At 66.5% G+C, this 23652-nt stretch carries 18 protein-coding genes; 9 read left to right on the forward strand and 9 right to left on the reverse strand.

Annotated elements, in window-relative coordinates:
• Positions 1 to 24: 24 nt before the first annotated feature.
• The 6 genes from IB236_RS12055 to IB236_RS12080 all read right to left on the reverse strand — a co-directional run bounded on the left by IB236_RS12055 (position 25) and on the right by IB236_RS12080 (position 7477).
• Positions 25 to 960, reverse strand: coding sequence for an exopolyphosphatase (locus tag IB236_RS12055; protein ID WP_099731391.1), 936 nt, complete (start codon positions 958 to 960; stop codon positions 25 to 27).
• Between the two features lie 96 nt (positions 961 to 1056).
• Entirely contained in the window at positions 1057 to 2358 is a 1302-nt protein-coding gene (locus IB236_RS12060) for a triacylglycerol lipase (RefSeq protein ID WP_225581111.1), read from the reverse strand.
• Positions 2359 to 2399: 41 nt separating this feature from the next.
• On the reverse strand, positions 2400 to 3260 hold the full coding sequence (locus tag IB236_RS12065; protein WP_233194301.1) for a pseudouridine synthase: 861 nt from the start codon (positions 3258 to 3260) through the stop codon (positions 2400 to 2402).
• 322 nt (positions 3261 to 3582) lie between these two features.
• Complete coding sequence (locus IB236_RS12070) at positions 3583 to 5919, reverse strand: bifunctional diguanylate cyclase/phosphodiesterase (RefSeq protein ID WP_192420965.1); 2337 nt, start codon at positions 5917 to 5919, stop codon at positions 3583 to 3585.
• The gene (locus IB236_RS12075) at positions 5916 to 6524 is read right to left on the reverse strand and encodes a methylamine utilization protein (RefSeq protein ID WP_225581112.1); all 609 of its coding nucleotides are present in this window, start codon (positions 6522 to 6524) and stop codon (positions 5916 to 5918) included. Before IB236_RS12075 ends, IB236_RS12070 begins: the two co-directional genes overlap by 4 nt.
• Before the next feature lie 59 nt (positions 6525 to 6583).
• The gene (locus tag IB236_RS12080; RefSeq protein WP_192420967.1) at positions 6584 to 7477 is read right to left on the reverse strand and encodes a DUF4394 domain-containing protein; all 894 of its coding nucleotides are present in this window, start codon (positions 7475 to 7477) and stop codon (positions 6584 to 6586) included.
• Between the two features lie 405 nt (positions 7478 to 7882).
• Here IB236_RS12080 and IB236_RS12085 point away from each other — a divergent pair, with 405 nt between their 5' ends.
• Positions 7883 to 9598 carry a methyl-accepting chemotaxis protein gene (locus IB236_RS12085; protein WP_192420968.1) on the forward strand — a complete coding sequence of 572 codons (1716 nt, stop codon included), beginning with the start codon at positions 7883 to 7885 and terminating at the stop codon, positions 9596 to 9598.
• Positions 9599 to 9696: 98 nt separating this feature from the next.
• Here IB236_RS12085 and IB236_RS12090 read toward each other — a convergent pair whose 3' ends face one another.
• Positions 9697 to 10422 carry a Crp/Fnr family transcriptional regulator gene (locus IB236_RS12090; protein ID WP_056059696.1) on the reverse strand — a complete coding sequence of 242 codons (726 nt, stop codon included), beginning with the start codon at positions 10420 to 10422 and terminating at the stop codon, positions 9697 to 9699.
• Between the two features lie 166 nt (positions 10423 to 10588).
• Between IB236_RS12090 and IB236_RS12095 the strand changes: the two genes are divergently transcribed.
• Entirely contained in the window at positions 10589 to 11800 is a 1212-nt protein-coding gene (locus IB236_RS12095) for an ABC transporter substrate-binding protein (protein WP_108497014.1), read from the forward strand.
• 134 nt (positions 11801 to 11934) lie between these two features.
• Here IB236_RS12095 and IB236_RS12100 read toward each other — a convergent pair whose 3' ends face one another.
• Complete coding sequence (locus IB236_RS12100) at positions 11935 to 12750, reverse strand: general secretion pathway protein GspB (RefSeq protein ID WP_192420969.1); 816 nt, start codon at positions 12748 to 12750, stop codon at positions 11935 to 11937.
• 5 nt (positions 12751 to 12755) lie between these two features.
• Positions 12756 to 14498, reverse strand: coding sequence for an AAA family ATPase (locus IB236_RS12105; RefSeq protein ID WP_192420970.1), 1743 nt, complete (start codon positions 14496 to 14498; stop codon positions 12756 to 12758).
• Between the two features lie 181 nt (positions 14499 to 14679).
• On the opposite strand from IB236_RS12105, the gene IB236_RS12110 reads away from it, so the two are divergent.
• From IB236_RS12110 to IB236_RS12140, 7 genes are all read left to right on the forward strand, one after another.
• Positions 14680 to 16626, forward strand: a complete 1947-nt coding sequence (locus IB236_RS12110; RefSeq protein WP_056745640.1) for a long-chain fatty acid--CoA ligase — start codon at positions 14680 to 14682, stop codon at positions 16624 to 16626.
• 35 nt (positions 16627 to 16661) lie between these two features.
• A complete protein-coding gene (locus tag IB236_RS12115) occupies positions 16662 to 17447 on the forward strand; it encodes an ABC transporter ATP-binding protein (RefSeq protein ID WP_056060064.1) in 786 nt (261 codons plus the stop codon).
• A 15-nt stretch (positions 17448 to 17462) separates the two neighbouring features.
• The gene (locus tag IB236_RS12120; RefSeq protein WP_056647436.1) at positions 17463 to 18392 is read left to right on the forward strand and encodes a branched-chain amino acid ABC transporter permease; all 930 of its coding nucleotides are present in this window, start codon (positions 17463 to 17465) and stop codon (positions 18390 to 18392) included.
• A gap of 28 nt (positions 18393 to 18420) precedes the next feature.
• Positions 18421 to 19497 (forward strand): branched-chain amino acid ABC transporter permease, encoded by a 1077-nt coding sequence (locus tag IB236_RS12125; protein ID WP_056059708.1) that lies wholly within the window; start codon positions 18421 to 18423, stop codon positions 19495 to 19497.
• A 126-nt stretch (positions 19498 to 19623) separates the two neighbouring features.
• Positions 19624 to 20952 (forward strand): ABC transporter substrate-binding protein, encoded by a 1329-nt coding sequence (locus IB236_RS12130; protein WP_192420971.1) that lies wholly within the window; start codon positions 19624 to 19626, stop codon positions 20950 to 20952.
• Between the two features lie 221 nt (positions 20953 to 21173).
• A complete protein-coding gene (locus IB236_RS12135; protein WP_056060067.1) occupies positions 21174 to 21986 on the forward strand; it encodes an ABC transporter ATP-binding protein in 813 nt (270 codons plus the stop codon).
• A gap of 225 nt (positions 21987 to 22211) precedes the next feature.
• A complete protein-coding gene (locus IB236_RS12140; protein WP_192420972.1) occupies positions 22212 to 23459 on the forward strand; it encodes a phenylacetate--CoA ligase family protein in 1248 nt (415 codons plus the stop codon).
• Positions 23460 to 23652 lie beyond the last annotated feature (193 nt).

A 23652-nucleotide genomic window follows, 5' to 3' on the forward strand; every position in this document is an offset into this window, starting at 1 on the left:
GACCGCCCGGCCGGGCCTCAGTGCTCAGCCGTCGGTGGTGATGCGCTCGATCAGCGTCTTGAGCATGGTGTCGGCCTTGTCGTTGGCCACCTGGCAGGTGCCCGCCGCCGCATGGCCGCCGCCGCCAAACTCCAGCATCAGGTTACCCACGTGGGTCTTGCTGCTGCGGTCCAGAATGGACTTGCCGGTGGCAAACACCGTGTTCTGCTTCTGCAGGCCCCACATCACATGGATGGAGATGTTGCACTGTGGAAACAGCGCATAGATCATGAACCGGTTGGTGGCCCAGATGGTTTCCTCGTCGCGCAGGTCCAGCACCACCAGGTTGCCGATGCGAATGGCACAGCTTTGCAGCTGGGCCTGGGCCTTGGGGGCGTGCTCGCGGTACAGATTGACGCGCTCTTGCACATCGGGCAGCGCCAGGATCTCGTCGATGGTGTGGTCGCGGCAATACTGGATCAGGTCCATCATCAGCGCATAGTTGCTGATGCGGAACTCCCGAAAACGCCCCAGGCCCGTGCGCGAGTCCATGAGGTAGTTCAGCAACACCCAGCCCTGGGGGTTGAGGATGTCGTCGCGTGAATACTGCGCCGAGTCGGCCTGGTCCACGGCGGCCATCATCTCGTCGGTGATGCGCGGGAACGCGGCCTTACCGCCATAGTGGTTGTAGACCACGCGCGCGGCCGAGGGGGCGTGGGCCTCGATGATGTGGTTCTCGTCGCGGCGACCCGAGTTGCGGATGGTTTCGGACTCGTGGTGGTCGAACACCAGGTGCGCACCCGGCACGTAGGGCAGGTTGGTGGTGATATCGCGGCTGGTGATAGGCACCTTGCCGTCCTGCATGTCCTTGGGGTGGACAAAAGTGATCTCGTCGATCAGGTTCAGCTCATTGAGCAGCACCGCGCAGACCAGGCCGTCAAAGTCACTGCGGGTCACCAGGCGGTATTTCGCATCACTCACTAAATTCTCCTTGTTACGTAGCGCACCGCGACATGGTAGCCGCGCCCCGGCCCCTGGCAAGCGCCACCTGCGTCAAAAAGCAGGCCGCCCAGGTACTCATGCCTGCATCCATTCCTGCAGCTGCCGGGCCACGCCCGCATCTGCCAGCATATCCAGGTGGCCCAGGCGGTAGAACACCGCCTGCCGGGGCTTGGCAAAGCCCAGCGTCCTCTCGGGATCATCGTGGATGCCCAGCGCACTGTGCAAGGGCACCAACCCGTCCCCGACCAGCCGCTCGCCCACCGGGCTGCGCCGCGCAGCCAGGGTGGCCGCCACCGCGTGGCACGCCACGGCGGAAGGCAGCGGCACCGGGGTGCGCTGGTCGGGGCTTTTGCGAAAGCGATCGCGCCCCTGCCAGTCCGTATCGAGCACATGGCCGTAGCGCAGGTCGGTGATGCCCGCACTGCGCAACTGGGCCAGGCGGGCAAAGGGGCGTGAGTACGCGGTGCTGCCCAGCAGCACATCCACCCAGTGGCCCGCGCGCTCCAGGGGCGCGCCGTGGTGCGGGGTGCCCAGAAACACCAGGTGGCGCAGCCGAGGCAGCCAGCCGCCGGAGCCTGCCGGGGCCTGTGCGGCATGGTGACAGGCGCTGCGCGCCACCAGCCCACCCATGCTGTGGGCCAGGATGGACAGCTCCGTCACCGGCACGGGCCACGAAGCCACCAGGGATGCAAGCAGGGCCGATAACTCGGCACCGTTGGTGGATGTGTGCTGGCCGGTGTTGTAGCGCAGGTAGACAGGGGTATAGCCCAGGACCTCGGCCAGATGGGCGCCATGGTCGTGGCCATGGCGCAGCCACTGCAGGTCGTTCATGCACAGGCCATGCACCAGCACCAGGAGCTTGCCCGTGGCGGCGCCCGGTGCAGCCAGCGCGCGCAAGTCCAGGGGCAGACCGTGCTGGTACCAGCCCATCTGCGTGCACAACGGGTTGCCGTCGCGTTGCAGGCGGTCGCCCATCACGCCGTTGAGCGCTGCGATGACCGCCTCGCGCTCCCAATGCACTGCGTCGGATGGCGTGGCCGGAGCAAAAAACGGTTCCAGCCGCGCCAGCCCGGCCTGCAGGCCCGCATCCACCAGCTGCGTTACCCCCCGGATGCTTTGGTACACCAACCCGGTCAGCCCCCGCGTACGACCCGGCTGGGCACCGCCCGGCAGCCCCAGCGTGCCCAGCACCGACTGGTGCACCCCCTCGGCTACCCGGCTGATGCCGGTGGTGGCCTGCGCGGCCAGGCGCGCGACACCGCGCAGGTCGGACGCCCGCAACTGGCGCAGCGGGTTGGCGTTCGCCGCAATGGCGCCGTCGACCGGAGGGGCAGAAGCAGCAGGCTTGCGCAGCCGGGGTGTGGACGGTGGGGGCATGAAAGGGCTCCGTTTAAAAAATGTCAGGGAGCCCGGGGCTCTCAGAACCGCTCGTTGGGCGAAAGATAACGCCACTGCCCCACCGGCAGGTTGCCCAAGGTCACCCGGCCGATGCGAATGCGCTTGAGACCCACCACCTTGAGCCCCACCAGTTCGCACATGCGGCGGATCTGGCGTTTTTTGCCCTCGGTGAGCACAAACCGCAGCTGCTCGGGGTTTTGCCAATCGACCTTGGCGGGCTTGAGCGGTTCGCCGTCGAGGCTCAGGCCATGGCGCAGGCGTTCCAGCAACTCTCGGGGAAACACCGCCTGCACATTGGTGCTGACCGGGTCACGCTCGTCGATTTCCTGCAGCGGCGCGGAGCGCTCGCCGGGGTGGCGTGGCACCGCCTGACCGGGGGCCTGGTAGACCACGCGCACCAGGTACTCCTTTTCCATCTCGGAGTCCTCGCCAATGATCTGCCGGGCCACGCGGCCGTCCTGGGTCAGCACCAGGAGGCCCACCGAGTCGATATCGAGCCGCCCGCAAGGTGCCAGGCCCCGCAGCTGCGGCGGGGAGAAGCGGTTGCGGCTGGGGTCATCGCGCCAGTGGGTGCGGGGGTTGATCAGTGCCACGGCGGGCGTGTGACCGTCCTCGGCCTGGCCGCTCACATAGCCAATGGGCTTGTTCAGCAGGATGGTGACGCGCTGCTCCTGGAAACCCTGGGCAATCTTGTCCACCTCGATGCGGTCGGCCGCCGTGACCTGCTGGCCCATGGTCGCCACCACGCCGTTGACCTTGACCCAGCCCTGCTCCACCCAGTCGTCGGCCTCGCGGCGCGAGCACAGACCCAGCTCGGCCATGCGCTTGTTCAGGCGCGAGGTGGGCAAGCCCCCCACGGTGCTGGTGGCCGGCGCAGGCACCTGGCGCACGGGCGCCACAAAGGCGCCTGACGCGACGCGGTAGCTGGACGGCGCTGGAGCGCGCGACGGACGGGGGGCCCTGGGTGGCGGCGCAGGCCGTGCAGGCGCAGGCTTGGCCGCCAGGGTCGGGCGGCGCAGCACGGGACGCGCGGCAGGCGCAGAGGAAGAAGCAGGCGTGGAGCCGCCAGCGTCAGAGGCTGGGGCAGCAGCGGAGCCCGCAGGCGGGCGAGAGGAGGAGGAAGACATTGCGTGTATTTTCGCCTGTGAACTGCTTTGAACAGGCTCTTCGCCCCCAAACTGAGATGCAACGGCCTGGCGCCAGCTACCCCTGGCGGGCCTGCCACGCCAGGAAATCATCCACCGGCAGGGGCCGCGCAATGTGATACCCCTGCGCCTCGTCGCAGGCCAGGAGGCGCAGGCGCTCCAGGATGGCGGCGGTCTCCACGCCTTCGGCCACCACGGTGAGCCCGAGGTTGTGCGCCAGGTCGATGGTCGAGCGCACGATCATCGCGTCGTCTTCGCCCGTCTCCATGCCCATCACAAACGACTTGTCGATCTTGAGCTCATCGACCGGCAGGCGCTTGAGGTAGGCCAGCGACGAATAGCCCGTGCCGAAATCGTCGATGGACAGCTTGAAACCCTGCTCCGACAGGCGGTTGAGCATGGCCTCGGCGCGCTGCGGATCGTCCATGATCGCGCTTTCGGTGATCTCCAGGCAAAAGGCACTGGCCGCCACTCCGTGGCGCGCCAGGATGTCAGCCAGCCGGTGGCTCAGCTCGGGGTCGAGAAGGTCGCGGGTGGAGAGGTTGACCGACACCCTGAGCGGCAGGCCCTGCGTGCGCGGGTCGGCCAGCAGGCGCGCGACTTCTTCAAACATCCACAGCGTGAGGTGGCGCACAAACCCGGTCTGCTCGGCAAACGGGATGAACTGCATGGGCGGCACCAGCCCGCGCTGCGGGTGCTGCCAGCGCACCAGCGCCTCGGCCGCCAGGCCCGGCTGCCCGTGCAAGGGCACCTTGGGCTGCAGGTACAGGCGCAACTCATGGTGCTCCACGGCGTGGCGCAGCTCGGTCAGCAGCGACAGGGTCTGCGCACTGGACGAATCAAAGGCTGCGTCGTACTGCAGGGCTCCGCTGAGCTTGCGCTTGGCGGCATACATGGCGATTTCAGAGCGGCTGAGCAGCGTGTCGGCGTCACCCGCATTGCCCGGCCAGCAGGCAAAACCAATGCCTGCGCTCAGGTCCACCGTCTGGTCCTCAAAGGCCAGCGGTTCCTCGAACGACTGGTTGATGCGCTGGGCAATCTCGTGTGCCGCAGCGGCGTCGGCGCGCTGCAGCAGGATGGCGAACTCATTGCCCCCCAGGCGCGCCACCATGTCATCGGGCGAACGCACCTGCTGGCTCAGACGCTCGGCCACGGCCTGCAGCAGGCGGTCGCCAAAGGCGTAGCCCAGCACGTCATTGACATGCTTGAAACGGTCCAGGTCCAGCGTGAGCACTGCCAGCGGCTGCGCAGGATCGGCATTTGCGGCGATGGCCTGCACCACGGCGTCACGAAAGCGCTCCCGGTTGGGCAGGCCCGTCAGGCGGTCCCAGTAGGCGAGGCGGCGGATTTCGGTTTGCTGCGCGCCGATGTCCACGCGCATGTGGTCGAACGAACGCGCCAGGTTGCCGATCTCGTCCGTGCGGTCGGTGTGCTCCAGCGGAACATCGTATTCACCGCGTGAGAGCCGCTGCGTGGCCGCCAGCAGCGAGCGCAGGGGCGTGGTGAGCCGTTGCGCCACCAGGCCCGTGCCTGCCGCAAACAGCAGCACACCCGCCACGGTGATGATGGCCAGCAACACCTGCAGCTGGCGATAAGGCGCCACCACCTCGTCCACCGAACGCAGCAGCAGCGAGTACACCTCCCCCCCCACGCTGTCGAGCTTGCTGGAGCGCGCGAGCAAGGTGCCCTCGGCTGTCTGCAGCTCGCCCGCCGCGCCACCGGTGCTCAGCAGCAAGGCCCGCGCATCTGCGGGCAAGGTGCTGACCGACAGGGTCATCGCCCCCTCCGGGGACTTGATCATCAGGGCGACATGCACCGACAAGAGCTGCCGCATTTCGTCGGCACGCGACTGGTCGATGCGAAAACCCATCAACACCCAGCCAATGACCACCGGCGCACGCATGGGCACCATCACGAACTGGTAGGGCACGCCATCCATCACCGCAACCTGGCTGCCCTGGGGCTGCTGCGCCAGGCGCGGCACCACCTGCCGCAGCGTGGCCGGGAATTGCTCCATGCTGTCGGACAGGCTGACCGCGCGCAGCTCCAGGTCCGTTCCGAGCAGTGCAGTCACGGCTGCGCCGATGCGGCTGCCATGGTTCTCCAGCACCGACTGGATGGTTTCCTCGTCCCCCGAGTTGACCGCCGAGCGAAAGCCATAGTCAGCCGCGAGCAGGGCCGATCCCTGGCGCAGCTGCTCGGCATTCTGGTCGAGCAGGCGGCGCCAGATGTTTTCGTCCAGGTCCAGGGCCCGCGCGATCTGGGCGCGGGCATTGCGGTCGATGGAGGCCCGCACCACGGCAAACCCTGCCGCCTGCACGATGAGCAGCAGCAGCAGCGACAACCCCACCAACCGCAGGATCAGGCTGCGCCGGGCCAGGCGCAGCCGCTTCAAGGTTGCAACCCCGTCATGCGCACCGACGCCGTGGCGGAGCCTGTAGCGGGCACGGTCAGCGCCTGCTCCAGGGCTGAGGCACCCACCGGCAGGCGGGTGTGCCAGGTGCGCAGCGTGTAGGTGCCGGGCGGCACATTGTCGAGCTGCGCCTTGCCCGTGGCGGCGGGGGTACGGGCGTAGTACGGCGTGTCCACCACCAGCACCCAGCCCACCATCTGGTCATGGATGTTGCAGCCCAGGGCCACCACACCGGCCTTGTCAAACAGCACCGGGTTGGATGGCGTGCCGCTGTAGAGCTTGAGTTCGAACTTCTTGGCTGGCGAGAAGGAGTACACATGGTGCCGCACCGAGTCGCGGTTGGGGAACAGCACCTCGGTGCCCACCGGCACCACCAGCAGGCCGGGCACAAACTGCCGTTTCTCCTGCGCCATCTCCACACCGGTCAGCGGTTTGACCTGCTTGCGCGCCTCGGCCGAGTCCAGGAACACCACCGCATCGGCCACAGGCTTGCCCGCAGCGTCGGACACATCCACCTGCACGGTGCCTGCCTGCGCGCCGCCGGCCACCAACGCCAGCGCAGCGAGTGCCGCTGACGAGGTACGCATGGCGTGACGCAAGGCTTGGTGCACCGCGCGCGGCCGCAGCGTCGGCAGGCCGTCCGGCCTCATGGTTCGATCGCCAGGCCCACCAGGGGCGCGCCATCGCCCACCAGGCCCAGGGGGCGGGTGGCGCCGGTTGCCAGGTCCACCTGGTGCAGCCGGGTCTGGGTATCGGCGGCGGTGCGCACGGCGATGAGGGCGGTGTTGCCCACGTCGGCGATGTCAAAACTCACGTCCGTGAGCGGCCCCAGCCCCAGCGGGCCCACGGTGCGCAGCTGCCCGGCGTTGGGCGACACCACGGGCTGGGTGCCCTCGCGCGAGCCCTGCATCACCAGCACGCCCAGCGCACGGTCGATGGCGTAGTTGGTGGTGATCTTGCTGTCGTTGGGGTTGTAGGTGTAGGCGGCACCGGCAATGTCGGGCCTGCGGCGGGCGTTGACGTCGCCCCAGGCGTAGCGCAGGCTGGGGTCGGGCTGCACCCCTTCCACCGCAGTGTCGCCATCGACCACCGCCCCGGTGTCGGGGTGCAGACGCAGGTTCTGGCCGGTGTTCGACACCACCCGGATACGGTCGGCTGCCGGGTTGAAATCAAAGCCGAAGACTGCGCCTTGCAGCGCCAGCGCGGCGGGTGCAGGGCCCACCGGGCGCAGCGCGCCGGTGGGGATGTCGAGCGTGTACAGGCGGCCCGCCTGCGACAGCGCATAGAGCACGCCCTTGGCCACGCGGAAGTCGATGCCCACCAGCCGCTCGCCGGGCGCCAGGCCCGTCACGGGGCGCCGCTCCAGGATGCGCTCGGGCTGCGCGGCCTGGAAGGTAATGAGCTCATGCGAGGCCGTCACGGCCACCAGGGTTTCGCGCAAACCGGTGTCGGGCCGGGGTGCCGCACAGCCGGCCAGCAAGGCCAGGGCGGCTGCAGCGAGGGCGGTGCGCAGCGTGGAAGAGGGAAAAAACGGATGCATGAAAGACCTCGCAAGTGTTACAGGTTTATACCTGATCGGTAGCGCCCGTGGTGTGGGCAAGGGCAAACCCCAAGCCCCACATTCACTTTGTTTTTGATAGCAAAACAGGTATTAATTACAGGCGCCCGCGATGGTTTTGCGAATAATTTCAGCGCCACCTTCTGTTGCACTTTGGCGCCATTGCACCAGGGTCGTGCGGCGCGGTATTTGTAACAAACACAGCTATGCAGATCGGGCATGGGACCATCCTCAACGCTCATGACACATTTTGTTGTTATTGCCTACACTGCACCGACTCCCGCGCCCGTTCAACGGACGCGCGGCGGCCGGTGGGCACCGTTATTGCTTTGCGCAGAGGCCCCCGTTTGATCACGCTTTGATCCTTTTCGATACCCAAGGACCCCCATGCCGGCTGCTTCCACCTTCAAATCCCTGTCGATTTCCAGCCGGCTCAGCCTGGGGTTTGGCTGCATGCTGGTGCTCCTAGTGGCGGTGGCGGCAGTGGGCCAGCTGTCCGTGGGCAAAGTGCATGATCAGATGACGCAGATCACCGGCGTGGGTGCCAACAAGGCCAAGCTGGTCAACGGCATGCTGGAAAGCGTGAGCGCCATCGGCATCCAGAGCCGCTCCGCCGCCATGCTCAACGACATCGACCCCAAGCAGGCGCGCGAGCAGATCGTGGCCGTGGGCAAGACGCTCAAGGAATACGCCACGCAAGAAGCCGCTTTGACCCAGCTGCTCACCCCTGCCACGGCCACCCCCGCAGAACTCAAGCTGCTGACCGAGGTGCAGACCCTGGGCGGCAAGACCCGCCCCGAACTGGACAACGCCATCAAGGCCGCTGACGACGGCGACACCGTGAGCGCCACGCTGGCGCTGATGACCCGCGTGGCCCCCGCAGAAACCGCCTGGCGCGCCAAGCTGCGTGAGCTGATCGAGCTGCAAAACACCTTGAATGCCGAGGCCACCGTCTCGGCAGAGCAAACCCAGAGCAGTGCCCGCGTGGTGGGCGGGCTGCTGGTGCTGCTGGCCATCGGGCTGGGCGCGCTGATTGCCTGGCGCATCACGGCCAGTATCACCGCCCCCATTGGCCGCGCAGTCGTGGTGGCCGAGCGCATTGCACGCGGCGACCTCACCTCGCAGGTCGAAGTGCGCATCCACGACGAAACCGGCCGCCTGCTCGAAGCCATTGCCGCCATGCAGGAGCGCCTGCGCACCCTGGTGGGCGAAATCGGCCAGACCGCCGACTCCATCCTGGTGGCCAGCTCCGAAGTGGCTTCGGGCAACCTGGACCTGAGCCAGCGCACCGAACAGACCTCGCACAACCTGCAGGGCGCCGCGACAGCGCTGGTGGACCTGACCGGCACGGTGTCGCAAAGCGCCGACTCGGCCCGCCAGGCCAACCAGCTCGCGTCCACCGCGTCCGATGCGGCCACACGCGGCGGCGAAGTGGTGGGCCAGGTGGTGCGCACCATGGACACCATCAGCGCCAGCTCGCGCAAGATCGCCGACATCATCAGCGTGATCGATGGCATCGCGTTCCAGACCAACATCCTCGCGCTGAACGCGGCGGTGGAAGCCGCCCGTGCGGGCGAGCAGGGCCGCGGCTTTGCGGTGGTGGCGGGCGAGGTGCGCAACCTGGCGGGACGCTCGGCCCAGGCCGCGCGCGAAATCAAGGCGCTGATCGGAACCAGCGTGGACCAGGTGCAAGAGGGCAGCGCGCTCGTCAACCACGCCGGCAAGACGATTGAAGAACTGGTGCAGTCGGTGCGCCGCGTCTCCGACATCATGGGCGAGATCACGGCGGCCACGCAGGAGCAAAGCCAGCGCATCGGGCATGTGAGCCAGTCGGTGGGTGCGCTGGAAGAAATGACCCAGCAGAACGCCGCCCTGGTGGAGGAAGGCGCGGCCGCGGCCGACAGCCTCAAGGACCAGGCCGGACGCCTGACACAGATGGTGGGTACCTTCCGTCTGACGCGCGACGGCGGCGACGAAAACAGCTGGGGCACGGCCAGCGCCTCCGCATCGCCCACCGCAGTGCCAGCGCCCACGCGCACGGCAGCCCCGCGCCACCTGGCCTCAGCCCCATCATCCCGCGCTCCCGCACTGCCGCGTAGCTGACGGGACTTTCAATCGGGCGCACTCCACGCCAGGGGCACCAAGCAAGGACCGCCCCGCAGCGAGGGCGTCGCCCCCTCAGGGGGAAGGCGCACAGTGCCTCAGGGGGGTGTCACACTGGATCGCAGCGCCGCCAGGTCCAGCACCCGCAGGCCGCCGTACTCCACCCGGATCGCCCCCTGCGCCTCCAGCGCCGCCAGCGCCTCGTTCACCCGCTGGCGCGACAGCCCCACCAGATAGGCCAGCTCCTGCTGCGTGATGCGCAGCACCTCGCCCACGCCCGGGTACAGCACGGGGTTGAACAGCGACGCCAGGCTGCGCGCCACACGCACATCGGGGTTGTTCAGGCGGTCGATCTCGCGGGCTGCAATGAACTGGCCCAGGCGCTCGTTGAGCTGGTTCATCACAAAACGGTTGAAGCCGATGGAGTGGTCCAGCAGCCAGTGAAAGCTGTCAATCGGCAGCCCGGCCACCACGCTCTTGCGCAGGGCCTGGATGTTGTAGCGGTAGGGCTCGCGCTTGATGGTGGTGCCCTCGCCAAACCAGCCGCCGGGCGGCAGGCCCGCATAGGTCATGGTCTGGCCCTGGGCGTTGTCGGTGCTCATCTTGAGCAGGCCCTCCACTACCCCAAACCAGTAGGTCACCGGGCGCCCCACGCGGCACACATAGTCGCCCGCCTTGGCGTCCCCCACCAGCAACGAGGCCACGGCGCGCTCTCGCTCGGCGGGCAGCAGCAAGTCGAGCCACGGAATACCGTCAAGCTCCTGCGGCGTGGGCGAACGGCGCCGCTGGTGCAGCGACAGGTCCTGGTGGGTGCGTGGGTCCATGGCGCAAAGGTTCTCACGAAAAAGGGCGCCCCGCAGCCGCCTCGGCATGCGGGAATACCACGATCCCAATTGTCGCCAGACCGACAAAAAAATGCCAATCGTGACGGGATGATGTCGCCTCGCGCCCCGCCCGTACAGGGCCGGAGCCCCCGAGGAGACAAGCACCATGACCCAACACCCTTCCATCACCGCACGCACCGTCCCACCCGCGCCCACCGCGCCGCGCCCCCTGGCCCGCCGCCAGGTGCTGGCCGCCGCAGCCGCCACCGCAGCGGCCGTCGGCCTGCCCGGGCTGGGCTGGAGCGGCGCGGCCCGCGCGCAGGAGGGCGCGATCAAGATTGCGCAATCCACCGCCCTCACCGGCCCGCTGGGCGACCTGGGCTCGGCCATGCACCAGGGCGCCAAGGCCGCATTTGCGGGCATCAACGCGCGCGGCGGCGTGCATGGCAAGGCCGTCGAACTCGTCACGCAGGATGACACCTACGACGTGCCCAAGGCGCTGGCCAATGTGGAGCAGTTTCTGGCCGACCCTGGGTACTTTGCGCTGTTCAACTGCATGGGCACGCCCATGATCGACGCCATGCTGCCCAAGGTGATCGAGAGCGGCATCCCGTTTTTTGCGCCCTTCACCGGCGCGCAGCTCAGCCGCACCAAGAACGCCCGCAACGTGTTCAACATCCGCGCCAGCTATGCCGACGAGGCCGAGAAGCTGGTGCAGCACCTGTCCACCATCGGCATCCAGCGCATTGGCATCGTCTACCAGAACAACTCGTTCGGCAAAGAGGTGTTCAACGCGGCCAAGCAGTCCATGGACCGGCTGAAACTGCCCGAAGCCACCACGGTGACGGTGGAGAACAACGCCTCGGACGCGGGCAGCGCAGCGGCCAAGCTGGCTGGCGGCAACCTGGAGGCCATCGTGATTGGCCTGGCGGGCAAGCCCACGCTGGAGTTCGTGAAGGCGTTCCGCGCGCTCAAGCGGGGCGTGACGCTGTACGCGCTGTCGGTCATGGGCACCCCGGCCACAGTCAAGGCCCTGGGCGCGGACGCCACGGGCATGGCGATTTCGCAGGTGGTGCCCCTGCCCTCCAACGTGGTGATGCCCGTGGTGCGCGAATTCCAGGCCGCCTGGAAGGCATCCGGCGCCACGGCCGAGCCCTCGCACCTGGCGCTGGAGGGCTACATCAACGCCCGCGTGTTTGCCGAGGCCCTGCAGCGCGCAGGCCGCAACCCCACGCGCGCGGCCTTCATCGACGCCACCTGGAACCTGAAAAAATGGGACCTGGGCGGGTTCGAGATCAGCGCCAGCACGCCCGACCGCAACGCCTCGCGCTTTGTGGAGCTCACGCTGGTGGGGCGCGATGGGCGGTTCTTGCGATAGCCCCGGGTCACGCCAGTTCTGCGCAGATGTGAGCGGCGCAGGTGGTGCAGCGGACGCCCACACAATTGCTATCAATTAAATAGCTATTGACGCATATTTCACTAGCGCTACTGGCCTATTTCGCCCAAATTTTGCTATTGCGAAGCCAACCCGTACCGGTAGCCCTTGAACGACCAGATGGTCCGGCCGGGCTCGATCTTCTCCAGCAGCAGGCCTGGCCCGGCAGGGTCGCCCTCGTGCAGCACCTGTCCGTTGACGATGGCCATGCGGTACACCGGATTGCTGGAATAGGTGACGCCAGAGATCTTGAGCGACGGCAACTGCGCCCGCACAGCCTCGGGCAGGTCGGCCTGGGCAAACACGGTGCCCGTAGCCGCCGGTGCTGCGGAAGGAGCTGGACTGGCCGCAGCCATGTCGGGTACACGCGGCGCTGGGGCCGCAGGCACGCGCTCACGGGGGGCAAGCTCTGCAGGGCGTGACCGTTCGGAGTCTGTGGCGGGGGAGCGCGGTGCGACCGAGCTGCTGGACACCGGCGCGGGCCGCTCCCGCTGCGGTGCCGCCGCGCGGGGCGCGGCTGCCGGAGGGGGCGTCACCGCCGCCACCACCGCAGGGGCCGCTTCGGGGGCTGCCGGCAGAGCTGCAGGCGCTGCCGGCGGCGCCGTGGACGCCACCGCCGGCATGGACGGCGTCACAGCGGCAGATATGGCGGGCGCGGCAGCAACAACAACGGCGCCCGCAGGCACCGGCCGCTGCATAAACCACCAAGTACCACCGGCCGCCACAGCAGCCACAACCACCACCGCCACGGCCACCAGCACCGGGCTGATGGCCGATCGCCCTGCCACCGGCACGGCACCGGGGACAGGCACCGCCGGGGTATGGATGCCGGGCACAGCGCCACGGCCGCGCTCAGCTTCTGCGCGCCGCAGCGCATCAAGGATGTAAGACACTGGGTTCAGCCTCCGGTGCGCAAGCGCGGTTCGCTCACGCCGTTGACACGGTTGAGCAGCATGAGGGTCAAGGGGCCCGCCCGGCCGTCCGGGGTCACCCCCTGGGCCAGCTGGAAGCGCTGGATGCGGGACTGGCGCTGGGCCGGCGTGGTCGCGCGACCGGCTGCAGGTACGGCAGCCCGCGTGCCCCCTGCTGCAGCCGTGGCCAGTTGCTGGTCCAGCCAGGCGGCGCCAGCGGGGGTCTCCGCCAGGTCGCCCTTGTCGGGCATGTCGGGCGGCGTGCGCCACAGCGTGGCAATGTCGCCGCGCCACACCTGGGCCAGCTCGGCCACGGGCACGCGCACTGTGCGGCCCCCGCCTTCTAGCGTGGCCGTGTCGCCGTCCAGGCGGCGCAGCACGGCCGACACCGCCACGTCGCCCTCTTCGGACGGGAACAGCGTGAGCAGCACCGGGCGGTCGATCTGCCGCACCAGGTTCAGGCCGGCGCGGCGGTTGCGATAACAGCGCAAACCGTCGCGGGGCAATGCGGCGCAGGCGTCGGCGCCATCGGCCACACTGGCGCCCCAGGCCGAGGCCAGCGCCTGCCAGGCGGCGGTGTCGCTGGCGGGCAGTGCGGCCACAAACTGCTGCAGGTCCGACATGGCCACCGGCGCTGCCCCGCGCGGGGCCGAAGCCCCGGACGCAGGTGCTGCGGGCGTTACCCCCGCTGTGCTGGCAGCGCCGCTCGGTGGCGCGCTGGCAGATGTTTTGCTGGCCATGGCGCCCGCAGGCACGGCGGATGTCACGGCGCCTTGCCGAGACCATTGCGGCCAGGCCCCCAGTGCCCATCCGCCCGCCACCAGGGCTGCACCGGCCACCACGCCCAGGCCCGCAACCGCCCAGCGCGGCCACAGGCCACGGACGTTGCGCGCCGCAGCGGCCGACGCTGGCGCATCAAACACCTCAGCCGCCGCGCGCTGGACGATGCGGGCGCTGACCTCGCGCACCCCGGCGGCATAGGCACCCAGCAGCGCCCGGTCGCACAGCAGGTTGATGCGCCGGGGAATGCCGCGCGACAGCGTGTGCACCCGCCGGATGGCGCTGCGACTGAAGGGCAGCGGCCCTTGCAGGCCCGCCACGGCCAGGCGGTGGGCGATGTATTGCTGGGTCTCCTGCGCGCTCAGCGCATCGAGGTGAAAACGCGCAATCACCCGCTGGGCCAGTTGCTCCAAGGCCGGGCTGGCGACCATGGTGCGCAGCTCTGGCTGGCCGATCAGGATGATCTGCAGCAGCTTGCGCTCGCTGGTTTCCAGGTTGGTCAACAGGCGCAGCTGCTCCAGCACGTCGGCCGACAGGTTCTGCGCCTCGTCGATGATCAGCACGGTGTTGCGCCCGGCGCCGTGCGCCGCCAGCAGTGAGGCATTGAGCGGGTCGATGTAGTCCTTGACCGTCTCCACGCCTGCCACCGAGGGCCGGTGCGGCACGCCAAACTCGTCGCAGATGGAGCGCAGCAGCTCGCCCACGGTGAGCTTGGGGTTGAAGATGTAAGCGACGTTGCAATGCGGCGGGATCTGCTCCAGAAAGCAGCGGCACACCGTGGTCTTGCCCGCACCCACCTCGCCGGTCAGCAGCACAAAACCGCCGCCGGCGTCCAGGCCATACAGCAGGTGCGCCAGCGCCTCACGGTGCCGCTCGCTCATGAACAGGTAGCGGGGGTCAGGGGCGATGGAGAACGGCGGGTGCTGAAGGCCGAAGAACGGGGCGTACATGCCCCGGAGGATACCGCCCGCCCGTGGGCAGGGTTTTACCCACCCGGGAGTTACCCCTAAATTGTCGTCGGCAAGACAAGATGACGTCAAAGTGGGTCCTAGCATTCCCCCATCGCGCAATCACAAGCTTGCGCGCCCGGCAGTCACCGGGCTGACACCTTCTCACTTTCAGGAACCTGCAATGTTGACCACGTTCCCGCAACTGCTGCTCAAGCATGCCGCCGAGCGCCCCAATGCCCCGGCCCTGCGCGAAAAAGAATATGGCATCTGGCAAACCCACAGCTGGGCCGACCTGGTGCGCCTGGTGGAACAGGTGGCCGCCGGCCTGCACCTGGCGGGCCTGAAGCGCCATGAACACATGGTGGTGGTGGGCGCGAATCGCCCCCGCCTGTACGCCACCATGCTGGCCGCCCAGTCGCTGGGCGCCATCCCCGTGCCGCTGTACCAGGACGCGGTGGCCGCCGAGTGCATCTTCCCGCTCAACAACGCCGAGGTGCGCTTTTGCCTGGTGGAAGACCAGGAGCAGGTGGACAAGCTGCTCGAAATCCGCGAGCAATGCCCGCAGATCTCCAACATCTTCTTTGACGACCCCCGCGGCCTGCGCAATTACGCAGAGCCCGGACTGGCATCGCTGGATGCCCTGATCGAGTCCGGCAAGGCCTTTGCAGCAAAGAACCCCGGCTGGTTCAAGGCCGAGGTGGCCAAGGCCCAGCCCGGCGACGTGGCTGCAATGTTCTTCACCTCCGGCACCACGGGCAACCCCAAGGGCGTGGTCCACACCCACAGCACGCTGCTGGACCGCGCCAGCGCGGGCGCCGAGTTCGACAAGCTCACCAGCAGCGAAGAAGTGCTGGCCTACCTGCCACCCGCCTGGATCGGCCAGAACATCTTCAGCTATGCCCAGTGGCTGGCCTGCGGCTACGTGGTCAACTGCCCCGAGTCGGCCAGCACGGTGACCATCGATCTGAAGGAAGTGGGCCCCACCTACTACTTTGCGCCACCGCGCATCTTTGAAGGTCTGCTCACCAGCGTGATGATCCGCATGGAAGACGCGGGCGCCTTGAAGCGCAAGATGTTCGAGGCCTGCATGCGCGTCGCCAAACGCGTGGGCCCCGCCCTCATGGATGGCGAGCCCGTGGGCACCCTCGACCGCATCAAGTACGCCTTAGGCAATGTGCTGGTGTACGGCCCGCTGCGCAACAACCTGGGTTTCAGCCGCGTGCGCGTGGCCTACACGGCGGGTGAGGCTATTGGCCCTGACCTTTTCACCTTCTACCGCTCCATCGGCATCAACTTGAAGCAACTGTACGGCTCCACCGAAACCGCCGTGTTTGTGTGCCTGCAGCCCGACAACCAGGCGCGCGCCGACACGGTGGGCGTGCCGATTCGCGGTGTGGAAATCAAGGTGGCCGACAACGGCGAGATCCTGGTCAAGTCGGCCGGGCTGCTCAAGGAGTACTACAAGAACCCGGCCGCCACGGCCGAGGTGCTGACGGCCGACGGCTGGTACCACACCAGCGACGCAGGCTTTCTGGATGCGCATGGCCACCTCAAGATCATCGACCGCGTCAAGGACGTGGGCCGCATCATGGGCGGCGCCAACGACGGCGCCATGTTTGCGCCCAAGTACGTGGAGAACAAGCTCAAGTTCTTCCCGCACATCAAGGAAGTGGTGGCCCTGGGCGACAAGCGCGAGAAGGTCTGCGTGATGGTCAACATCGACTTCGACGCCGTGGGCAACTGGGCCGAGCGCCGCAACCTGCCCTACGCTGGCTACACCGACCTGGCCCAAAAACCCGAGGTGTACGAACTGATCCGCGAGTGCATCGAGAAGGTCAACGCAGACCTGGCCACCGACACCATGCTGGCTGGCAGCCAGGTGAGCCGCTTCCTGGTGCTGCACAAGGAGCTGGACGCCGACGACGGCGAACTCACCCGCACCAACAAGGTCCGCCGGGGCTTCATTGCCGACAAGTACGGCGTGCTGGTGGATGCGCTGTACGCAGGCCGCACCGAGCAGTACATCGAGACCCAGGTCAAGTTCGAGGACGGCCGCACCGGCAGCGTGAGCGCCACGCTCAAGCTGTCGGACACGAAGACATTTGCGCCTGTGAAGAGTGCCGCATGAAGCCCGCGCTCTACCCGCTGGAGAAGCCCCCCACCATGACCACTAAAAAGATCGGCGACGTCATCCTCGACGTCAAGAACATCAGCCTCCGGTTTGGCGGCGTGAAGGCGCTCACCGACATCTCCTTCAATGTCAAGGAGCATGAGATCCGCGCCATCATCGGCCCCAACGGCGCAGGCAAAAGCTCCATGCTCAACTGCATCAACGGCGTGTACACGCCGTCCGAGGGCTCCATCACCTTCCGGGGCAAGACGTTTGACCACATGAACTCGCGCCAGGTGGCCGAGATGGGGGTGGCGCGCACGTTCCAGAACCTGGCGCTGTTCAAGGGCATGAGCGTGATCGACAACATCATGACCGGCCGCAACCTCAAGATCAAAAGCAACCTGCTGATGCAGGCGCTGCGCATCGGCCCGGCCGAGCGCGAGGAAATCCGCCACCGCGAATACGTCGAGCACATCATTGACTTCCTGGAAATCCAGGCCTACCGCAAGACACCCGTGGGCCAGCTGCCCTACGGCCTGCAAAAGCGCGTGGACCTGGGCCGCGCCCTGGCCATGGAGCCGCAGGTGCTGCTGCTCGACGAGCCCATGGCCGGCATGAACGTGGAAGAAAAGCAGGACATGTGCCGCTTCATCCTGGACGTGAACGACGAGTTCGGCACCACCATCGTGCTGATCGAACACGACATGGGCGTGGTGATGGACATCAGCGACCGCGTGGTGGTGCTGGACTACGGCAAGAAGATCGGCGACGGCAGCCCCGACGAAGTGCGCAGCAACGAAGACGTGATCAGTGCCTATCTCGGCACCTCGCACTGATCAGGAGAAGACAACATGGCATTCTTTCTTGAAACACTGATCGGCGGCCTGATGGCCGGCATGCTGTATTCGCTGGTGGCGCTGGGCTTTGTGCTGATCTACAAGGCCTCGGGCGTGTTCAACTTTGCGCAGGGCGCCATGGTGCTGTTCGCAGCGCTGGCCATGGCCCGTTTTGCCGAGTGGATCCCCAAGTGGACGGGCATCAGCAGCCCCATCGTGGCCAACCTGGCGGCCTTTGTGATCGCAGGCGCCATCATGTTTGTGGTGGCCTGGCTGATTGAAAAACTGGTGCTGCGCCACCTCGTGAACCAGGAGGGCGCCACGCTGCTCATGGCCACGCTGGGCATCACCTACTTCATGGAAGGCCTGGGCCAGACGCTGTTCGGCAGCGACATCTACAAGATCGATGTGGGCATGCCTAAGGAGCCGATCTTTGCGCTGGAGTCCATGTTCCAGGGCGGCATCCTGATCAACAAGGAAGACGTGATTGCCGCCGCCATTGCCGCCGCGCTGGTGGCCCTGCTGTCGGTGTTCTTCCAGAAGACTTCCACCGGCCGCGCGCTGCGCGCCGTGGCCGACGACCACCAGGCCGCCCAGTCCATCGGCATTCCGCTCAACCGCATCTGGGTGATCGTGTGGTGCGTGGCCGGTGTCGTGGCCCTGGTGGCCGGGATGATCTGGGGCAGCAAGCTGGGTGTGCAGTTCTCACTGACCACGGTGGCGCTGCGTGCGCTGCCCGTGGTGATCCTGGGCGGCCTCACCTCGGTGCCCGGCGCCATCATCGGCGGGCTGATCATCGGCGTGGGCGAGAAGCTCTCCGAGGTGTACCTGGGCCCCTTCGTGGGCGGCGGCATCGAGATCTGGTTTGCGTATGTGCTGGCGCTGGTGTTCCTTCTGTTCAGACCGCAAGGTTTGTTCGGGGAGAAGATCATTGACCGCGTGTAACCCATAACAACAAGAACAGGAGACTTCCATGCTCTACCGCGAAAACGGCCAGTTCAAGACGAGCTACCGCGCTGATCAGCAGATCTTTCCGATCGCGCAGGATCGCATTGCCATCGGCATCATCCTGGCCATTGCCTTCATCGCCGTGCCCATGCTGGCCAGCGACTACATCTTCCGCGCCATCCTGATCCCCTTCGTCATCATGGCGCTGGCGGCTCTGGGGGTGAACATCCTGGTGGGCTACTGCGGGCAGATCTCGCTGGGCTCGGGCGCCTTCATGGCCGTGGGAGCCTACGGCGCCTACAACTTCTTCGTGCGTTTTCCAGGCATGCCGCTGATCCCTGCACTGATCCTGGGCGGCCTGTGCGCCACGTTCTTCGGCATCCTGTTCGGGCTGCCCAGCCTGCGCGTCAAAGGGTTGTATCTGGCCGTGGCGACGCTGGCCGCGCAGTTCTTCAGCGACTGGATGTTCCTGCGCATCAAGTGGTTCACCAACAACTCCGACTCGGGCTCGGTGTCGGTCAACAACCTGCAGGTGCTGGGCATGCCCATCGAAAGCGCCACCAGCAAATACCTTTTCTGCCTGGCGTTGCTGGTCATCGTGGCCCTGCTGGCCAAGAACCTGGTGCGTGGCGCCATTGGCCGCGAGTGGATGGCGATTCGCGACATGGACGTGGCCGCGGCCGTGATCGGCATCCGCCCCATGTATGCCAAGCTCAGCGCGTTTGCGGTCAGCTCGTTCATCGTGGGCATGGCCGGTGCACTGTGGGCCTTTGTGCACCTGGGCGCGTGGGAGCCAGCAGCCTTCTCGGTGGAAATATCGTTCCGCCTGCTGTTCATGGTGATCATCGGCGGGCTGGGCTCGATCATGGGTGGCTTCTTTGGTGCAGCCTTCATCGTGGTGCTGCCCATCGTGCTCAACCAGTTCCTGCCGGCCTTCATGGGGCTCTTTGGCATCGAGGTGTCCACGGCGGGCGTATCGCATGCCGAGCTGATGATCTTCGGTGCGCTGATCGTGTGGTTCCTCATCGTCGAGCCCCACGGTCTGGCCAAGCTGTGGTCCACCGCCAAGCAGAAGCTGCGCCTGTGGCCCTTCCCCCATTGACCGGACGGCATTGCAGGAAACCCCTTACTCGCAAGTCCCGATACGTGCCTGTCGCATTGCCGCGTTAACTGTCTATCTGTCCTGTTTTTTCCCGTGCTTCAACACATTCATCCAAAGGAGACATCCATGAAGCTTTCGAAAATCGTGATCGCCGCTGCGGTGGTTGCTGCCGGTGCATCGTCCATCGCGACGAGCGCTTTCGCACAAGCCAAGGAGCAGTTCTTCCCGCTGCTGTCGTACCGCACCGGCCCCTACGCGCCCAACGGCGTGCCATGGGCCAACGGCAAGCAGGATTACATCAAGATGATCAATGCACGCGATGGCGGCATCAATGGTGTGAAGCTGACTTTTGAAGAATGTGAAACGGGCTACGCCACGGACCGTGGCGTGGAATGCTATGAGCGCCTCAAGAGCCGCCCCGGCGTGTCGCTGTTCGACCCCCAGGCCACCGGCATCACGTTTGCGCTGACCGAAAAAGCCCCCGTGGACAAGATTCCGCTGATGACACTGGGCTACGGCCTGTCGGTGGCGCAGGACGGCCAGGCATTCAAGTGGAACTTCCCGTTCATGGGCAGCTACTGGACCGGCGCCGACATCCTGATCCAGCACATCGGCAAGGCCAACGGCGGTCTGGACAAGCTCAAGGGCAAGAAGATTGCGCTGGTGTACCACGACAGCCCGTTTGGCAAGGAGCCTATCCCGCTGCTGCAGGAGCGCGCCAAGATGCACGGCTTTGAGCTGCAGATGCTGCCTGTGACAGCCCCTGGCGTGGAGCAGAAGGCCACCTGGCTGCAAGTGCGCCAGAGCCGCCCCGACTACGTGCTGCTGTGGGGCTGGGGCGTGATGAACTCCACCGCCCTAAAGGAAGCCCAGGCCACCGGCTACCCCCGCGACAAGATGTACGGCGTGTGGTGGGCCGGTGCCGAGCCCGATGTGCGTGACGTGGGCGAAGGCGCCAAGGGCTACAACGCGCTGGCCCTGAACACCTCGGGCCAGCAGCCCAAGGTGATCCAGGACATCCTGAAGAACGTGCACGACAAGGGCCAGGGCACGGGTCCCAAGGACGAAGTGGGCTCGGTGCTGTACACCCGTGGCGTGATCATCCAGATGCTGGCCGTCGAATCGGTGCGCCGCGCGCAGGAGCGTTTTGGCAAGGGCAAGGTCATGACTGGCGAACAAGTGCGCTGGGGCATGGAAAACCTGGCCCTGGACCAGAAGAAGCTGGACGCGCTGGGCTTTGGCGGCGTGATGCGTCCGCTGTCCACCAGCTGCGCCGACCACATGGGCTCCACCTGGTCGCGCGTGCACACCTGGGATGGCAGCAAGTGGAACTTCTCGTCCGACTGGTACCAGGCCGATGAGCAGATCCTGAAGCCCATGGTCAAGGCCGGTGCGGACAAGTACCTGGCCGACAAGAAGATGACGCGCCGGGATGCGGCGGATTGCCAGAGCTAAGCACATCCCCCTGAGCGGCTTTGCCGCTTCCCCCTTCTCTCTTAGCGCTGCGCGCTGCGGGAAGGGGGACGCCGCCAGAGCGGCGGGGCGGCCCTTGCGCGGTGGCACTGGCCTGGGCAGCGACCGTTTCAAGGGCCAATGAACAGCGGTTGCCTCTTTGGCAGCCGCCAATCCAAAGGGTTGTGCAACAACCCTTTGGATTGGTACAGGAAGGCAACACCATGGACTCCAACAGCAATATCGTTCTCAACGTCAACGGCATCGAGGTCATCTACAACCACGTGATCCTGGTGCTCAAGGGCGTCTCGCTGCAGGTGCGCGAGGGCTCCATCGTGGCCATTCTGGGCGGCAATGGCGCGGGCAAGACCACCACATTGCGGGCCATCTCCAACCTGCTGCAGGGGGAGCGCGGCGCGGTCACCAAGGGCTCCATCGAGCTGCGTGGCGAGCGCATCGAGAACCTGTCGCCCGCCGACCTGGTGCAGCGTGGCGTGGTGCAGGTGATGGAGGGGCGGCACTGCTTTGCCCACCTGACCATTGAAGAGAACCTGATGACAGGCTCCTACACCCGCACCAGCAAGGCCGAAATCGCGGCCAACCTGGAGAAGGTCTACAACTACTTTCCGCGCCTGAAGACGCGGCGTACCTCGCAGGCGGCCTACACCTCGGGCGGCGAGCAGCAGATGTGCGCCATCGGTCGCGCGCTCATGGCCAACCCCAGCATGGTGCTGCTGGACGAGCCCTCCATGGGCCTGGCCCCACAGATCGTGGAGGAGGTGTTCAACATCGTGAAGGACCTGAACACCAAGGAGAAGGTCACCTTCCTGCTGGCCGAGCAGAACACCAACATGGCCCTCAAGTACTCGGACTACGGCTACATCATGGAAAGCGGCCGCGTGGTGATGGACGGCGCCGCGAGCGACCTGGCCAACAACGAGGACGTCAAGGAGTTCTACCTGGGCGTGGGCGGCGGCGAGCGCAAGAGTTTCAAGGATGTCAAAAGCTACAAGCGGCGCAAGCGCTGGTTGGCTTAGGGAGCCCCCTGAGGCGCTGACGCGCCATCCCCCTCAGGGGGACGCCACCAGCGCGGCGGGGCGGCCCTTGCGCGGTGGCGCTGGCCTTCGGCAGTGTGGGAGATCAGGGCTGTACTCCTTTTCAGACTTCGGACGAATTCACTCTTAAATTTATAGCTGCTTACGCTTGATCGAAAAGCGCTAGAGGCATATTTCACTCAAACAACCTCACAAGGAAACCCAGGCATGAGCACGTTCTATGACGCCCTGGAAACACGCAGCCCCGCCGAGCGCGAAGCGGCGCTGATGGCTGCGCTGCCGCAGCAGATCGCCCATGCCCAGAAGGCATCGCCCGCTTTTGCCGGCATCCTGGCTGGTGTGGATGCAACCACCATCACCGGCCGCGCAGCCCTGGCGCAGCTGCCCGTCACGCGCAAGTACGAGCTGTTGGAGCGCCAGCAGGCAGGCCGCGCGGCCAACGTGTTTGGCGGGTTCAGTGCGCTGGGCTTCGGGCCGGGTATGACCCGGGTTTTTGCCAGCCCCGGCACCATCTACGAGCCCGAGGGCACGCGTCGGGACTACTGGCGCATGGCGCGGGCGATCCACGCAGCGGGCTTTCGCAGCGGCGAGTTGATCCACAACAGCTTCAGCTATCACTTTGTGCCTGCGGGTTCGATGATGGAAACCGGCGCCCACGCGCTGGGCTGCACCGTCTTCCCCGGTGGCACGGGCCAGACCGAGCAGCAAGTGCAGGCCATGGCCGAGCTGAAGCCTGCGGGCTACATCGGAACGCCCAGTTTTCTGAAAATCATCGTCGAGAAGGCTGCAGAGATGGGCGTGGCGCTGCCCACCGTCACCAAGGCCCTGGTGTCGGGCGAGGCCTTCCCGCCTTCGCTGCGCGACTGGTTTGCCGAGCGTGGCATCGCGGGCTACCAGTGCTATGCCACCGCCGACCTGGGCCTGATTGCGTATGAAACCTCGGCCCGCGAAGGCCTGGTGCTGGATGAAGGCGTGATCGTCGAGATCGTGCGTCCCGGCACGGGCGACCCCGTGCCCGAGGGTGAGGTGGGCGAGCTGGTCATCACCACGCTCAACACTGACTACCCGCTGATCCGCTTTGGTACTGGCGACCTGTCGGCAGTGCTGCCGGGCCAGTGCCCCACCGGCCGCACCAACACCCGCATCAAGGGCTGGATGGGCCGGGCTGACCAGACCACCAAGGTGCGCGGAATGTTCGTGCACCCCGGCCAGATCGCCACCATCGCGCGGCGCTTTCCACAGGTGCAGCGTGCCCGGCTCGTGGTCAGCGGAGAGATGGCCAACGACCAGATGGTGCTGCAGGTGGAGACCACCGAAACCGCCGAGGGCCTGGCCCACCAGCTCAGCGACGCCATCCGCGAAGTGACCAAGCTGCGCGGCGAGGTGCAGATGGTGCCCCCGGGCACACTGCCCAACGATGGCAAGGTCATCGAAGACGCGCGCAGCTACAAGTAGCCCCTGAGAGCCCGCTGACGTTCTCGCAGGGGCCGCAGGAGCGCGGCGCGTGCCCGTGCTGGCAGCGCCCGCAACGCATGCTGGCGCCCAAAAGATGTGCATGCACATCAATGGCCAGGACATCGCGCCTGCCCTTGCGACAGCGCAAAACATGTCCACTTTGCGCGCCGGGGTACCGCAGTGTTTACCCTTA

The sequence above is a fragment of the Acidovorax sp. ACV02 genome (genome assembly GCF_014851475.1).
Lineage (GTDB): Bacteria > Pseudomonadota > Gammaproteobacteria > Burkholderiales > Burkholderiaceae_C > Acidovorax > Acidovorax delafieldii.

Coding starts and splice junctions, on each gene's coding strand:
- IB236_RS12105 (WP_192420970.1), bottom strand. CDS start 14,498: ATGTACGCCCCGTTCTTCGGCCTTCAGCACCCGCCGTTCTCCATCGCC.
- IB236_RS12120 (WP_056647436.1), top strand. CDS start 17,463: ATGGCATTCTTTCTTGAAACACTGATCGGCGGCCTGATGGCCGGCATG.
- IB236_RS12085 (WP_192420968.1), top strand. CDS start 7,883: ATGCCGGCTGCTTCCACCTTCAAATCCCTGTCGATTTCCAGCCGGCTC.
- IB236_RS12080 (WP_192420967.1), bottom strand. CDS start 7,477: ATGCATCCGTTTTTTCCCTCTTCCACGCTGCGCACCGCCCTCGCTGCA.
- IB236_RS12110 (WP_056745640.1), top strand. CDS start 14,680: ATGTTGACCACGTTCCCGCAACTGCTGCTCAAGCATGCCGCCGAGCGC.
- IB236_RS12075 (WP_225581112.1), bottom strand. CDS start 6,524: ATGCGTACCTCGTCAGCGGCACTCGCTGCGCTGGCGTTGGTGGCCGGC.
- IB236_RS12130 (WP_192420971.1), top strand. CDS start 19,624: ATGAAGCTTTCGAAAATCGTGATCGCCGCTGCGGTGGTTGCTGCCGGT.
- IB236_RS12090 (WP_056059696.1), bottom strand. CDS start 10,422: ATGGACCCACGCACCCACCAGGACCTGTCGCTGCACCAGCGGCGCCGT.
- IB236_RS12140 (WP_192420972.1), top strand. CDS start 22,212: ATGAGCACGTTCTATGACGCCCTGGAAACACGCAGCCCCGCCGAGCGC.
- IB236_RS12095 (WP_108497014.1), top strand. CDS start 10,589: ATGACCCAACACCCTTCCATCACCGCACGCACCGTCCCACCCGCGCCC.
- IB236_RS12125 (WP_056059708.1), top strand. CDS start 18,421: ATGCTCTACCGCGAAAACGGCCAGTTCAAGACGAGCTACCGCGCTGAT.
- IB236_RS12060 (WP_225581111.1), bottom strand. CDS start 2,358: ATGCCCCCACCGTCCACACCCCGGCTGCGCAAGCCTGCTGCTTCTGCC.
- IB236_RS12135 (WP_056060067.1), top strand. CDS start 21,174: ATGGACTCCAACAGCAATATCGTTCTCAACGTCAACGGCATCGAGGTC.
- IB236_RS12115 (WP_056060064.1), top strand. CDS start 16,662: ATGACCACTAAAAAGATCGGCGACGTCATCCTCGACGTCAAGAACATC.